Annotated in this window: 13 protein-coding genes; 8 read left to right on the top strand and 5 right to left on the bottom strand. The window is 67.5% G+C overall.

The features are described 5' to 3' along the window. Nucleotides 1–26: 26 nt before the first annotated feature. Nucleotides 27–446 carry a DUF6153 family protein gene (locus ACWDUA_RS00740; RefSeq protein ID WP_449749095.1) on the bottom strand — a complete coding sequence of 140 codons (420 nt, stop codon included), beginning with the start codon at nucleotides 444–446 and terminating at the stop codon, nucleotides 27–29. Between the two features lie 9 nt (nucleotides 447–455). Continuing rightward, entirely contained in the window at nucleotides 456–1652 is a 1197-nt protein-coding gene (locus ACWDUA_RS00745; RefSeq protein WP_449749096.1) for a phosphatase PAP2 family protein, read from the bottom strand. 208 nt (nucleotides 1653–1860) lie between these two features. On the opposite strand from ACWDUA_RS00745, the gene ACWDUA_RS00750 reads away from it, so the two are divergent. The 3 genes from ACWDUA_RS00750 (at nucleotide 1861) to ACWDUA_RS00760 (ending at nucleotide 4049) form a co-directional block, all read left to right on the top strand. Continuing rightward, a complete protein-coding gene (locus ACWDUA_RS00750) occupies nucleotides 1861–2067 on the top strand; it encodes a hypothetical protein (protein ID WP_449749097.1) in 207 nt (68 codons plus the stop codon). A gap of 223 nt (nucleotides 2068–2290) precedes the next feature. Further along, nucleotides 2291–2893, top strand: coding sequence for a QsdR family transcriptional regulator (locus ACWDUA_RS00755; protein ID WP_449749098.1), 603 nt, complete (start codon nucleotides 2291–2293; stop codon nucleotides 2891–2893). 55 nt (nucleotides 2894–2948) lie between these two features. Beyond that, nucleotides 2949–4049: an alpha/beta hydrolase fold domain-containing protein gene (locus ACWDUA_RS00760; protein ID WP_449749099.1), complete on the top strand. Its 1101-nt coding sequence runs from the start codon at nucleotides 2949–2951 to the stop codon at nucleotides 4047–4049. Between the two features lie 161 nt (nucleotides 4050–4210). Here ACWDUA_RS00760 and ACWDUA_RS00765 read toward each other — a convergent pair whose 3' ends face one another. Continuing rightward, nucleotides 4211–4339, bottom strand: coding sequence for a hypothetical protein (locus ACWDUA_RS00765; RefSeq protein WP_449749100.1), 129 nt, complete (start codon nucleotides 4337–4339; stop codon nucleotides 4211–4213). A gap of 567 nt (nucleotides 4340–4906) precedes the next feature. Here ACWDUA_RS00765 and ACWDUA_RS00770 point away from each other — a divergent pair. The 4 genes from ACWDUA_RS00770 (at nucleotide 4907) to ACWDUA_RS00785 (ending at nucleotide 9607) form a co-directional block, all read left to right on the top strand. After that, the gene (locus ACWDUA_RS00770; protein ID WP_449749101.1) at nucleotides 4907–5677 is read left to right on the top strand and encodes a deoxyribonuclease IV; all 771 of its coding nucleotides are present in this window, start codon (nucleotides 4907–4909) and stop codon (nucleotides 5675–5677) included. 289 nt (nucleotides 5678–5966) lie between these two features. Further along, nucleotides 5967–7799 carry an acyl-CoA dehydrogenase gene (locus ACWDUA_RS00775; RefSeq protein WP_449749102.1) on the top strand — a complete coding sequence of 611 codons (1833 nt, stop codon included), beginning with the start codon at nucleotides 5967–5969 and terminating at the stop codon, nucleotides 7797–7799. A gap of 126 nt (nucleotides 7800–7925) precedes the next feature. Next, nucleotides 7926–8411 (top strand): SRPBCC family protein, encoded by a 486-nt coding sequence (locus tag ACWDUA_RS00780; protein WP_449749103.1) that lies wholly within the window; start codon nucleotides 7926–7928, stop codon nucleotides 8409–8411. Nucleotides 8412–8551: 140 nt separating this feature from the next. Continuing rightward, the gene (locus tag ACWDUA_RS00785) at nucleotides 8552–9607 is read left to right on the top strand and encodes a zinc-dependent alcohol dehydrogenase family protein (RefSeq protein WP_449749104.1); all 1056 of its coding nucleotides are present in this window, start codon (nucleotides 8552–8554) and stop codon (nucleotides 9605–9607) included. Nucleotides 9608–9649: 42 nt separating this feature from the next. Here ACWDUA_RS00785 and ACWDUA_RS00790 read toward each other — a convergent pair whose 3' ends face one another. Beyond that, nucleotides 9650–11869: a TerD family protein gene (locus ACWDUA_RS00790; protein WP_449749105.1), complete on the bottom strand. Its 2220-nt coding sequence runs from the start codon at nucleotides 11867–11869 to the stop codon at nucleotides 9650–9652. Nucleotides 11870–12070: 201 nt separating this feature from the next. Then, nucleotides 12071–12847 (bottom strand): SDR family NAD(P)-dependent oxidoreductase, encoded by a 777-nt coding sequence (locus tag ACWDUA_RS00795; protein WP_449749106.1) that lies wholly within the window; start codon nucleotides 12845–12847, stop codon nucleotides 12071–12073. A 226-nt stretch (nucleotides 12848–13073) separates the two neighbouring features. Between ACWDUA_RS00795 and ACWDUA_RS00800 the strand changes: the two genes are divergently transcribed. Further along, nucleotides 13074–14435 (top strand): MFS transporter, encoded by a 1362-nt coding sequence (locus ACWDUA_RS00800; RefSeq protein ID WP_449749107.1) that lies wholly within the window; start codon nucleotides 13074–13076, stop codon nucleotides 14433–14435. Nucleotides 14436–14493 lie beyond the last annotated feature (58 nt).

Genomic DNA, 14493 nt, shown 5'->3' on the forward strand with positions numbered 1-14493 from the left:
TCGGTGGTGTGGGCACAACCTGCCGATCAGCAGCGGATCACCGCGAGTTCCAGATGAGTGGGCACGGCCCACGGTGGTGGTCGTCCCAGGAGGCGAACCGCCCCCGACCACGTTCCCGCGAGCACCGGTGGCGCCGCCAGAACCCAGATCAGGATCACCAGGATCACCGGCGGCAACGGCACGTCGTCGCCTCGGACGAGGTGGCACTGGTGGCCGAGGTCGCAGTGGTCCCCGCTACCCATGTGGGTGTCGGTGGCCTTCGACTCCGAAGTCATCGTGGGGGCCGAACCCGGCGCGGAATGCGATCCGTGTGCGTTCTGCGTGTCGTGCATCGGCATCGCCGGTCCGGCGACCAGTGCGTGCATGAGCGCCAACGCGAGCGCGACGGTCAGGATCACTGCGACGCGCACCCACCACGGCAGGTGGCGGGTACGGCGCAAGTGCATGTTCCCAGATTAGCCACTCGCTGGTGAGGCAACCGGCGCGTCCGGATCCGTGACATCACGGGGGTCCGCATCCGCCGACTCGGCGAGCCGTCGCTCCTCCCGACGCCGGTTGCGCGGCTGCACGATCGAGCGGTCGATGACCTGATAGACCACGATCACCACCGCGGCCAGGCCCCAGCCGAGGATGATGTCGAAGACATAGTGCTCGGCCGTGTAGACGAGGGTGAAGGCCATCGCCACCGCGTACCCCATGAACAGCGTCTTGCCCAGCGCCTTGACGCGCGGCCACATGAACAGGGCCAACAACATGGTCAGGCCCGCATGCAGCGACGGTATCGCGGCCACGAGATTCGACTTGCCCTGTCCGATCTCGATCAGGTTGGACGCGACGTGGATGTGCAGGTACTCCCAGCCCCGGGCCGAGATCCGCTCCACATACGGTGCGGCGTCGTGGTGCACCGGGTCGATCGGACCGAGGATGCCGCCGGGGGTGGAGGCCTCCGGTGTGGTCATGCAGATCGCCTCGCGCGGACCGTCGGCCACCTCGGCGGTGGTGCAGCGCGCCGCGGCCCAGGGCGGGGCGGCGGGCACGAGGGTGTAGCCCACCAGTCCGAGGAACGTGGTGGCGACGAAGCAGGCCGCGAACCGGCGCCAGGCGCCGCGATCACGCAGCCACAGCACCGCGGCGACCGCGTAGGGGACGATGAAGTACGACATGTAGACGAGGCTGGTGATGACCTCCCACCACGGCGCCTGCGCCTGCTTGAGGTGTTCCTGCAGCCAGGTCGTGGGGACCACCCCGAACATCGCCTGGTCGGCGTCGGGCGCGAGGTGCCACGCCACCGGGACCTGGATGATCTGGGCGACGTTGCGGGTCCAGTCGTAGAGGATGAGGATCAGCGCGAACGGCGCCCAGTCGAGGAAGACCGTGATCACCTTACGGCGGCCGATGCTCGCGGCGATCAGACCCAGACACAGCAGCAGGATCAGGCGGGTGCGGTCGAAGGCGAGTCCGTGCTGCCAGAACTCGAGCCCCATGAAGACGACCCACGCGATGATCGCCACCCGGCGCACCATGGTGAGATCACGACGCGTCTCCGGTTCCGCCTCCATCTCGGCGGCCGCCGCGATGTCGTCGAGGATCGGCTCCAGACCCGGTGGATCCGGGTCCGGGAAGCGGCCGGACGTCGTCTCGTCAACGCTCAACGCTCACCCCTCGCCGTGGCTTGCGTCTTTCCGTCAAGCCGTAACCAGAAGTCAGCCTAATGAACATCTGTTGTTGGTGTCCCGTTCGGGCACAGGTTACGGGTCGCCGATCATCCCGAACTCCCCCACTCGGAGGTGGTCTCGGTCACACTGTGAAAGTCCCGCAAAACCGGTCGCATGGGCCGGAGTACGGCGCCCGGAGGTCACGATGCCCAACAGATTCCTGCGCTACGGCGATCAGCGCTACATCATCAACAAGGAGGCCGAGGCGCGTCTCGACCGCGCCCTCGACGCCGTCTATGCGAAAGGTGCCGGACATCAGTGGCTGAATCTCTACCACGGCACCGAGGCGCCGTGCCGACTCCTGATCGCCTCCGGGGTCCCGATCACCATCGAAACCGAGCCCAATGACTGACCGCCGAGGTGCCGGCATGCGCCTCGGAATACACCTGCGCGAGGACTTCTATCCCTGATTCCACTGCATGTCAATCGATTTCGTTGCCTACCAACGAGCGACAGCCCGGGCGCGGGCGCCGGTGGCCGACGTCGAACGCCCACCGACGCCCTCGGCGGCGCGGCGACCCCGCCCGGTGACCGAGTCGCCGATCGAGCATGGCCGACGCCCTATGCTGGCGCCTATGTCAGCAGTCCGTGACCATCGGGAGCGCGTCCATCGAGAGGATGTCCTACGGCTCGCTCGCAGCAAGTACCTGTCCGGCGAGCGGATCGACCTCAACCAGATCGCCCAGGAGGCAGGCGTCAGCCGCGTCACCCTGCACAGGTGGGTCGGTACGCGCGACGCCCTCCTCGTCGAGGTCATCTGGCCGCTGACCGCAGTCACTCTCGAGCAGGAGTGGCAGAAGGCCCAGGACCTCCCCGGAGCCCGGGTGCCCCGGGTCATCGGCGGCTATCTGCGTGCGGTGATGGCTCAACCGGGCGCGCGCCGATTCCTGGTCGAGGAGAACGAGCGCGCGATGAAGATCTTCACACTGGCCGCACATGGGTTCCAGCCCAGGTTCGTCGCCGCCATCCGCGATCTGCTCGCGCTCGACGTCGAGTCCGGACGGACGTCGACGATCCTGTCCCTCGACGAGTTGGCCTATGCCACGGTCCGGATCGCCGAGTCCTATCACTATCTGCCGACGATCGCAGGCGAGGAGGCCGATCCGGAGACCGCCGAGCGGGTGTTGACCGCCTTTCTGGACACCGGGCGCCCGGAGACCGCGGCGATTGACGCCTGATACATATTCATAATATGTTACATCTGTCGTGACCTAGACCACAGCGGGAGCACAGATGACCTCGACAGCACATCAGGAGCTCGACAACCCGGGGACCGCGGACGGTCGCATCCCCGATCTGCGGACCGACCCTCGTACCAACCGCCGACTGCTCGCCACGCTGGCGCAGTTCGATCTCGATGCGCCGAGCGGCGTACCCCCCGTGGGGCGGGGCTCGGACCCGGCCGACATCGATGAGTTCCTCGACGGAGCACATGCCGGGTTCGAGGCGCTCTACGCTGCGGTGCCGGCCGGGCAGCCCTCCGGCCCACACAAGCAGATCGACCGCCGTACCCTCGCGATCGAGGGAGACGACGGCAACGAGCTCACCCTCCACGTGTTCAGTCCGGCCGGTGCCACCGGGCCCCTACCGGCAGTCGTCTACATCCACGGTGGGGGCATGACGATCCTCGACACGGACAACAACGTGCACCGGACCTGGTGTGGCGACATCGCCTCGTTCGGGGCGATCGTGATCGCGGTCGATTTCCGGAATGCGCATGGGCCGGTGAAGAACCCGTTCCCGGCCGGGTTGAACGACTGCCTCGCGGCCACACGATGGATCGACGCGCATCGGACGGAGCTCGGGATCTCACGCCTCGTCCTGCAGGGCGAGTCCGGTGGCGCCAACCTCGCGATCGCGGTGGCACTCAGCGCCAGACGACAGGGCCGGACCGACCTGATCGACGGGGTGTACGCGCTCGTGCCGTACATCAGCGGGGCATACAACTGGTCGGAGACCGACAAGTTGGCAGCACTGCCGTCGCTGGTGGAGAACGACGGCTATTTCATCAAGTGCGAGATGCTCGACCTGCTGGTGCATGCCTATGATCCCGATGGGCTGAACGCACGGAACCCGTTGGCGTGGCCCTACTTCGCCACATCCGACGACCTGACCGGACTCCCTCCACACGTGGTGTCGGTCAACGAACTCGATCCGTTGCGCGATGAGGGCTTGGCGTACGCGCGTGCGCTCGACGCCGCCGGCGTCCCGGTCGTTTCGCGGATCAATCCCGGCCTCACCCACGGTGCCGATTCGATCTTCAAGGACGGTGCGTCGCAGTTCTACCGGTTCACCGTCGCCGACATTCACCGGTTCGCCCTCGCTGAAGACTGAACCACACTCTCCCGCAGCCGTTCCCGGCGATGATCGGATGGTCGATCGGTGTCAGGATCGTGTACCGGTGGACGCGACCGGGTTCGACCGGCTCCGGGTGTTTCCACGACGCGCGGAACCGCGCACGCACGACTCCCTCGAGCAGAATCTGCACGAAGCCGTCAGAGTGGAGGTGACGTCGCGAGCGACGCACCGCCCTCGGCGGTCCGGTCACCGAGGAGGAACCAGCGCATCTCGACGGCGTCGCCCGGTGGCCACCCCCGCTCGGCGCGCCAACGGTTCTCGCCCATGACGAAGATCTGGACGCGTGGACATGCAGTCCGCGGGCCGATGCTTGGGATGGTGGTCGAACCAGTCGCGTCAGCACGACCGGGGCGGTGGCATGGTCGCCGAAGTCCACGTCACCGGTACCGCCCGACGACGCTGACCGTAGGGCAGCAGATGCGCCCACGGCCCCAGATCATGATGAGCCGCTGATCGCCACGACCGCGGCGGGGCCGACCGGTAGACGTGGTCCGGAGTGTCCGGGTCGGCCAGGTGCTCCGGTCCGGCGACACCGCCACTCGATCGTCTCGTAGCCGTCGCGCGATCCTCGCGCTCGCAGGGGACGAAGCCGCCGCCGGAACCGCCTCGACCCGCGTGTCGTGGACGATCACCCCGACCTCGACGGCGCCCACGTCGTAGGGGCCGCCCAACTCGGCCAGGTATCCGCTCACGAGGCCGGATCACCGGTCGGATCGGTTGCTGATCAGCGGCGACACGCCGGATATGACACATTTCGCAAGTGTCATCGTGCTGGCGGCAGTGCCCCCACGGCAGACGCCGGCCGTGGCCAGGGCGGGTCTAAGGTGGCAGGCATGCGCATCGGAGCACACCTGCGCGAGGATGCCGATCCCCTCGCCTCCGCCGACGAACTCGGTATCGACGTCTTCCAGATGTTCGTCACCGATCCACAGAAGTGGAACAAGCCCAAACCCCATCCGCATGGGGCAGCGATCCGTGAGTCGCCGGTCGACGTGGTGGTGCATTCGAGCTATCAGATCAACGTCGCAAGCCTGAACAATCGGCTGCGCATGCCGTCCCGCAAGGCCGTCGTGGAGCAGGCCGCCGCGGCCGCCGAGCTCGACGCCTTCGGCCTCGTCGTCCATGGTGGGCACCTGCGTGACGGCGAGGACTCCGCAGAGGGATTCGCCAACTGGCGCAAGCTGTTCGACCGCCAGGCCGAGAAGGGCGGCTTCGGCGTCCCGATCCTGATCGAGAACACCGCGGGCGGCGATCACGCGATGGCCCGCACCCTCGAGTCGATCGACCGCCTCTGGGAGGCCGTCGGCGACTTCGAGCAGGCCGGGTTCTGCCTCGACACCTGCCACGCCTGGGCCGGCGGCGAGGATCTGGTCGGCCTGGTGGAGCGGGTCAAGGAGATCACCGGGCGGATCGACCTGGTGCACCTGAACAACTCGCGCGACGAGTTCGACTCGGGTCGCGACCGTCACGCAAACCTCGGGGCCGGGCACATCGATCCCGAGGTACTGGCCGCGGTCGCGCGCGCCGCCGGTGCCCCGGTGATCCTGGAGACCCCGGCCGAGGGAATCCCGGCCGACCTGGAGTTTCTGCGCTCGGCGCTCTGAGGTCCCACCCACCCGTCGTCCGACCAACGGGCGCGCCCCTCGAGCGGGGTGCGCCCGTTCGTCATACCCGACGGACCGGATCCGGTCCGGACGGTCTTGCCCGAGGTCACACTCCCGCGTGGGTTGTCCGTCACGGGCAGTCGCGGTATTCTTGTGGTTACCGGCGAGTAACTTATGCGCACCGAATGCTGCCACCACCGGCTGCCTCGGGCACGCACCGATCGCCACCGACGATTTCCGGCGACGCCAACCGCAGGGACATCAGCCCGCAGTCAGATAGGAACTCCAGATGGGCCACTACAAGAGCAACATGCGCGACCTCCAGTTCAACCTCTTCGAGGTCTTCGAGCTGGACAAGGTTCTCGAGTCGGGCGAGTTCGGCGATCTCGATCACGAGACCGCCGTCGACATGCTCCGCGAGGTCAAGAACCTCGCCGAGGGCGTCATCGCCGAGTCCTTCGCGGATGCGGACCGCAATCCCCCGACCTTCGATCCCGACGAGCACAGCGTCACCATCCCGGAGGGCTTCAAGAAGTCCTACAACGCGATCGTCGAGGGCGGCTGGGACAAGATCGGTGTCGCCGAGGAGCTCGGCGGCCTGCCCGCACCGCGGTCGCTCTACTGGGCCATCGGCGAGATGATCCTCGGCGCCAACCCGCCGGTGTTCATGTACGCCGCCGGCTCGGGCTTCGCGAACATCTTCTACGACAACGGCACCGATGAGCAGAAGAAGTGGGCCGCCATCTGCTCCGAGCGTGGCTGGGGCGCCACCATGGTGCTCACCGAGCCCGACGCCGGTTCGGACGTCGGCGCCGGCCGCACCAAGGCCACCCTGCAGGAGGACGGCTCCTGGCATATCGACGGCGTGAAGCGCTTCATCACCTCCGCCGACCAGGACATGACCGAGAACATCTTCCACCTGGTGCTGGCCCGCCCCGAAGGCGCCGGCCCCGGCACCAAGGGCCTGTCGCTGTTCTTCGTCCCCAAGTTCCACTTCGATCCCGAGACCGGTGAGCTGGGTGAGCGCAACGGCGCCTTCGTCACCAACGTCGAGCACAAGATGGGCATCAAGGCCTCCGCCACCTGTGAGGTCACCTTCGGCCAGCACGGCGTCCCGGCCAAGGGCTGGCTCGTCGGCGAGGTCCACAAGGGCATCGCGCAGATGTTCGACGTCATCGAGCACGCCCGGATGATGGTGGGCACCAAGGCCATCTCCACCCTGTCGACCGGCTACCTGAACGCCCTCGACTACGCCAAGGAGCGCGTGCAGGGCGCCGACATGACCCAGATGACCGACAAGGCCGCGCCGCGCGTGACCATCACCCATCACCCGGACGTGCGTCGTTCGCTGCTCACCCAGAAGGCCTACGCCGAGGGTCTGCGCGCGGTGTACCTCTACACCGCCTCACACCAGGATCCGGTTGCCGCCCAGATCGTCTCGGGCGCCGACGCGGCGCTGGCCCACCGCGTCAACGACCTGCTGCTCCCGATCGTCAAGGGCGTGGGTTCCGAGCGGGCCTACGCCAACCTCGGTCACGAGTCGCTGCAGACCTTCGGTGGTTCGGGCTTCCTGCAGGACTACCCGATCGAGCAGTACATCCGTGACTCGAAGATCGACTCGCTGTACGAGGGCACCACCGCCATCCAGGCGCAGGACTTCTTCTTCCGCAAGATCATCCGCGACAAGGGTCAGGCCCTCGCACACGTCGCCGGCCAGATCCAGTCGTTCATCGACTCCGAGGCGGGCAACGGTCGCCTCAAGACCGAGCGCGCCCTGCTGCAGACCGCTCTGCAGGACGTCCAGGCGATGGCCGCCGCCCTCACCGGCTTCCTGATGGGTGCGCAGGAGAACCCGAAGGAGCTCTACAAGGTCGGCACCGGCTCGGTGCGGTTCCTGATGTCGGTGGGCGACCTGCTCATCGGCTGGCTGCTGCTGCGTCAGGCCGAGATCGCCATCGCCAAGCTCGACGAGGGCGCCGGCGACGACCAGTCGTTCTACGAGGGCAAGGTGGCCGTGGCAAGCTTCTTCGCCAAGAACATGCTGCCGCTGCTCACCTCGGTGCGCACCACCGTGGAGAACGTCGACAACGATCTGATGGAACTCGACGAGGCCGCGTTCTGATCTGACGATCTGATCCACACACGACACCGGCCGGGACCCCACGGGTCCCGGCCGGTGTCGTGTTCGCTGCACCCGCGGTCCGCGACTTCGGCACCTGTGGGCGACGGACGGCGCATACTGGGGTCCGTGGGGTCACGGACCTTCCAGATGAGCAGTCGGTGGCGGATTCCGTTCCGCCATGACGACGTGTTCGCCGTTCTCGCCGACGCCGACGGCTACGAATCCTGGTGGCCCCAGGTGCACGATGCACAACGCATCGACGCCGACTCCGGCCGCGCACGCTTCCGGTCGCTGCTGCCGGTCTCCCTCACCGTCCGGCTGCGCCGGGATCTCGTCGACCCGGCCACCGGGGTCCTCCGCGCCCGGCTCGACGGTGACCTGGTCGGCTGGAGTCAATGGACAGTCCGCCCCGATGCCGACACGGATGCCGAGCACACCGTCGTCCACTTCCTGCAGCAGGTGGACTTCACCAAACATATTGCCGTGGGACCACTCTGGCCGCTTCGACCTTTCCTGCGTGCCAATCACGCCCACATGATGAGGTCCGGGCGACGTGGTCTGATCCGGCGTCTCGCCGAGATCGCCGCGCGTGACGCGACCGTGTCCGGATGAACGCCACCGATGTCTCATGTTGAGACGGCCCGGCGGTGTCCCAACCCTTCCGGGCGACCGAACCGGCGACGTAGCGTGGAAACGGATCGGCCATCCACCACCATCTCGATCCACACGATGACGAAGACGTAGGTGTAGCGATGAAAGCTCTTGTATTCCATGGCCCCGGGCAGAAGGCATGGGAGGACGTTCCCGATCCCAAGCTCAGCGAGCCCACCGACATCATCGTCAAGATGGACACCACGACGATCTGCGGGACCGACCTGCACATCCTCAAGGGCGACGTCCCCGCCGTCACACCGGGACGCATCCTCGGCCACGAGGGCGTCGGCACCGTCACCGAGATCGGCGACGCCGTCACCACGCTCGCGGTCGGCGATCAGGTGATCCTGTCGTGCATATCGGCATGTGGGAAGTGTTCATACTGCAAGCAAGGTGTGTTCTCGCATTGTCTGGGCAGCGAGGGGAGTTCGGGGATCGGCTGGATCTTCGGCCATCTCATCGACGGAACGCAGGCCGAGTATGTCCGCGTCCCCTACGCGGAGACGTCGGTGTACAAGCTGCCCGCGACGGTGAGTCCCGAACAAGGCACGCTGCTGTCGGACATCCTGCCCACCGGCCATGAGATCGGGGTACGTCACGGTGCCGTCAAGCCCGGCGACGTGGTGGCCGTGATCGGCACGGGCCCAGTGGGATTGGCCGCCATCGCGACCGCCGGACTGTACGGTCCCAGTCGCGTCATCGCCGTCGACCTCGACGCCAACCGCGTCGAGCAGGCACGCCGCTTCGGGGCCACCGACGGGGTGGTGTCGTCGGCGAAGGACTGGCGCGACCAGGTGATGGCGATGACCGACGGCCTCGGCGTGGACGTCGCCATCGAGGCGGTCGGCATCCCCGCCACCTTCCAGATGTGTCTCGACATCGTCCGTCCCGCAGGACATGTCGCGAATGTCGGGGTGCACGGATCCTCCGTCGACCTCCCGCTACAGGATCTGTGGATCACCAACATCGTGATGACGATGGGGCTGGTCAACACCAACACCCTCGACACCCTGCTCAAGCTGGTGGCACAGCGACGGATCGATCCCGACCCCTTCATCAGTCATCGTTTCGACCTCGCCGACATCATCGACGCCTACGATGTGTTCGGACGTGCCGCGGAAACCAAGGCGCTCAAGGTGATCCTGAACGCCTGACGTCGGACGGGCACACCTCGCCCGAACGGTCGGGCCGTGACGTCACGCGTCGCGTCCCGACCGGACCCGTTCGACGACCTCGGCATAGAAGGCGGTGGCCAGCACGACCACCGCAGCGATGAACCCGCCCTCACTACCGGACCGCTTGGACCCCATCGACGACTCCATCGTCACCGTGAACTCCCGGATGTCACGACCGTCCGGGGGCACCAGTACACCGGAGTCCTCACGAATGTCCTTGAGCAGAGCCGAGGTCGACTCGACCCGACTCCCCGCGTGATGTGCGGTTACCCGTAGGCCGTCCGGGGCGGTCGCGAGTTGTCTGATCAGCCAGTTGATCTTGGTCTGGGTCCTACCGGTACGGGGCGCCGCCGACTTCATCGAGCAGCCGATACGACCGCGGCCCAGATCGGCATTGACGGCCACCGGACCCGCTGCACCCGATACCCGCAAGAGCGCGAACAACTCACCCGAATCGGCCAGCTGCCGTGCCCGACTGACCGTGTCGACCCGACTGGCCGGCGCCTGCGCCGTCACCTTCTGACCGGTGAGGGCACTCAGGTGCAGCGACACGTGACGGGCCAACCGGTCGAATCGCTCACACACCTCCGATGTCGATGCGTCCGCGGCCCCGACCGTCCGGTTCTTGACCGCCTCGCGGATCGTGACCCACTGCTTGCCCATGTCGTCGAACGCCCACATACCGGACTGGGTGTCGGCGGCGTAGCAGAGCATCTCCTCGAGAACCCGGGCGCGCACCCGGTCGTCGACACCGACGTGCTCGTGCACGATCGTCGCCTCCGCGACGATCTCCTCCCACGAGAGATGCTTGAGCGAGACACTTTTCAGCGCCCGGGCGTCGACCTTGAAGGGATGCTGGTCGGGCGAGGCCATCAGGTCCCGGCTGACGGTGAGCACGGCATCGATCGATTTGGCCCGGGCCAGCTTGAGATAGGTGGCGATCTGCTCGCCGTTCAGCTCGGCCCGTCCGGTCTTCACCTCGACGAGTGCCTGCCAGATACGTCCGCCGCGGCTGACCCGGATCAGGCCATCGGGGCGGACCTCCTCGCCGGACAGCGTGAAACGGACTTCGGTGAACGTCTCGATCCGCCCCCGTGGCGCGCCGATCTGGCTCACGATCGCTCGTCCGAACTCCGGAACCGTCTCCATCGTCGCGAGCAGGATCGAGGTGGTCCGCATCTCCTGCTCGGCGTTCGACCTGACCCCCACCGATGGGAACAGCCGGGCCCGTCTCCACTCGGATCCACCGGCGCGGGGCAGGTACGCCGACGTCCGCTGCGCCCAGTCCTTGGGCAGCGGTGCAGCACGCCGCTTCCGGGCGATGGACACCTTGGTCTCCGGGCCACGGGTGTCGCCGACCTCGGACTCCGCGATCGGTGGAGCATCGGCCTGCTCGGCCGGTGGAGCCGAGTCCTCCGGAACGGTCCCGGATTCGAGGTGTTCATCGCCCCTGACGAGGACGTCGTCGTCGGCCGGTTTGTCGTGCGCCGGGTCGTCGTGCGCCGGGTCGTCGTCTGCCGGGTCGTCGTCTGCCGGGTCGTCGTCTGCCGGGTCGTCGTCTGCCGGGTTTTCGGCGGTGTCGTCGACCTCCACTCCGTGGTCGGACACCAGCGCCTCGAGTCCGCCGTCATAACCCTGGCCCACGGCACGGATCTTCCAGGCATCACCGCGCCGGTAGATCTCACCGAAGATCACCGCGCGTTCGGTGACCAATCCGTCGATGACATGCACGACCAGGGGTTCATCGGGCCGATCGGCACACCCCACCGACATCCTCACCAGGGAGGTGTCACCGAAACTCGACTCGCTCCGGGGATCGGTACTGGCCGTGATCACGATGCGCGACACCGAATCCGGGATACGTGCCAGATCGACCTCGACAGCATCGCGGTGACCGGACGAATCCCCGATGCCGTCACCATCATCGGAGTCTCCGGCCGGCGATGCGTCGGAGACCGGCTGCCCCGACACCGATTGCCCCGACACCGACTGCCCCGACACCAACTGCCCCGACACCAACTGCACCGCCCCACCCACGCCGCTCGGCTGGTTGTAGAAGATCAGGTCGTCGTTGGACCGCACGCGTCCGTCGTCGCCGAGGACCAGGATTCCGGCATCGATACCGGCATCGACGCCGTCCGTCGACTCGGTCTCGATGACGACCACGAGTCGGGGATCGGGTTCGCCCGCGACCTCACCGACGGTGACGTTCCCACCCTTGACCAGCACATGGGGCTCCATCCGCCCAAACCTATTCGCCGCGGTACCGCGGTGTGGGCGGAGCGGTTGCGATACCGCTCAGGTTCACCCGGTCGGACGACGCCATGACACGGCCGTCGGCTGACCCCGGATGTTCGAGGACGGTCGACCGCAACACGCATCGGCCCTCCCGGGAGATCCCAGGAGGGCCGATGTGATCGTCGAGAAGTGGTGGACGCCAGACTACTTCGGTGGCATCCGGATGCCGCCGTCGACGCGCACGACCTCGGCGTTCATGTACGAGTTGGTGACCAGTTCGACGACCATGGAGGCCAGCTCGTCCGGTTCGCCGAGTCGGTGCGGGAACAGCACCGACTCACCCAGCTTCGCCTTGAACGCCTCGGACGCCTCACCCTCACCGTAGATCGGGGTGTCGATCAGGCCGGGGGCCACGGTGTTGACCCGGATTCCGGCGGCGGCCAGGTCGCGTGCGACCGGCAGGGTCATGCCGACGACACCGCCCTTGGAGGACGAGTAGGCGGCCTGACCGATCTGACCGTCGAAGGCGGCGACGCTGGCCATGTTGACGATGGCACCCTTCTCGCCTGACGCGGCGGCCTCGTTGCGGCTCATCGCCGTGGCGGCCAGCCGGATCGCGTCGAAGGTGCCGACCAGGTTGATCGCGATGACCTTCTTGTACACATCCAGGTTGTGCGCCGACGCGAACTCACCGTCGCGACCGATGGTGCGCTGCGCCGAACCGATACCGGCCGAGTTGACCAGCACACGCAGGGGGCCGAGTTCACCTGCCGCGTTGACCGCGGCCTCGATCGACGAGGTGTCGGTGACATCCACCGGCACGAACTCGCCGCCCACCTCCTTGGCCAGCTCGGCACCCTTGTCGGCGTTGAGGTCGGCGATGACGACCTTCGCGCCCTTGGCCGCCAGCAGGCGGACCACCGCGGCGCCGATACCGGACGCCCCACCCGTCACGATTGCACTTGCTCCGTTGATATCCACGTCGACAGACTACGACGGGTGTGTCCTGCACAACACGCCCACCCGAGCTAGCGGTCGCTCAGTGCTCCTGAAGTGGGGTGATCCGCCCCCCGCGCCCCGGCTTACGAATCCTGCGATCCCGCTGATCAATCACACCCTTGGTCAGAACCGGGCAAAGCCCGGATGTGACTCCTACCACGTTTCGCGAATCATCGTGTTCTACCACACGTCTACCGAGAGGCAGCCCATGTCAGCACCACCCGCCGCCTGGTCGAGCCCCGAACACCGCCGCAGCGTGATCTGGATCGTCGCCCTCGCGACGATCGCCATCGTCTTCGACGGCTACGACCTCGTCGTCTACGGCACCGTCCTGCCGACGCTGCTCGACGATCCCACCCAGATCGGTGAGCTGACCCCGGCCACCGCAGGCGCCCTCGGGTCCTACGCCCTGGCCGGCGTCATGATCGGGGCATTCGTCGCCGGCGCGCTCGGCGACCGGCTCGGCCGCCGCACCCTGATGCTCGCCAACATCATCTGGTTCTCCCTCGGCATGGCCGCCACCTCATTCGCCCACGACCTGGTGACCTTCGGTCTGCTCCGCTGTCTCACCGGCATCGGTATCGGTGGTCTGGTCGCCACCGTCGGCGCGATGGTCGCCGAGTTCGCGCCCCCGGCGAAACGCAACCTGTTCAACGCAATCGTCTACAGCGGCGTCCCGGCCGGCGGCGTGCTCGCCGCCGTCCTGGCGATGCTGCTCGCCGACCACATCGGCTGGCGCGGCCTGTTCCTGGTGGGCGCCCTGCCGATCGTCGCCCTGCTACCCCTCGCGATGCTCAGGATGCCCGAGTCGCCGCAGTGGCTGGTGGCCCGGGAGCGCACCGAGGACGCCCGCCAGATCAGCGCGCGCACCGGCATCCCGGTGGACCTGACACCGGCGTCCCCGGCACAGACCGGGGCCACCGAGCGGATCGGGTTCTCCGCCCTGGCCCGCCGTCCGCTGCTCGGCCCCACCTCGCTGCTCGGCCTGATGAGCTTCGCCGGGCTGCTGCTGACCTACGGGCTCAACACCTGGCTGCCGCAGATCATGAAGGCGTCCGGCTTCGACGCGAAGGGATCGCTGGGATTCCTGCTGGTACTCAACGGCGGCGCGATCGTGGGCGGACTGATCGCCGCCCGGCTCGCCGACTCGCGCGGACCACAGCGCCTCGTCGCCACCTCGTTCTGTCTGGCCACCTTCGCCCTGACCGGGCTGACCCTGGGTCTGCCGCTGCCCATCCTGCTGATCGCGGTCGCGGTGGCCGGAACCGGCACCATCGGCACCCAGGTGCTGATCTACGGCTACGTGTCGAACTACTACCCGACCCGGGCGCGCGCGGCGGGTGTGGCGTGGTGCGCCGGATTCGGCCGGCTCGGCGGCATCGTCGGCCCGATGATCGGCGGCATGCTGATCGGTGCCGGGGTGTCGGCGGACTCGGCGTTCTACCTGTTCGCCGGGATCGCCCTGCTCGGTGCCGCCGCCACGCTGCTGGTGCCGCGCCGGGGCACCGCACCGGCACCCGTCGCCGGCGATCACCACCGTGATGCCGGACCGGCGCTGGCCACCGGATGACCGAGACCTGACATCCGATCCCGGACGGTGGCGGGCGCACCCTGTGCACCCGCCACCG

It is taken from the genome of Gordonia sp. NPDC003376, assembly GCF_053589235.1.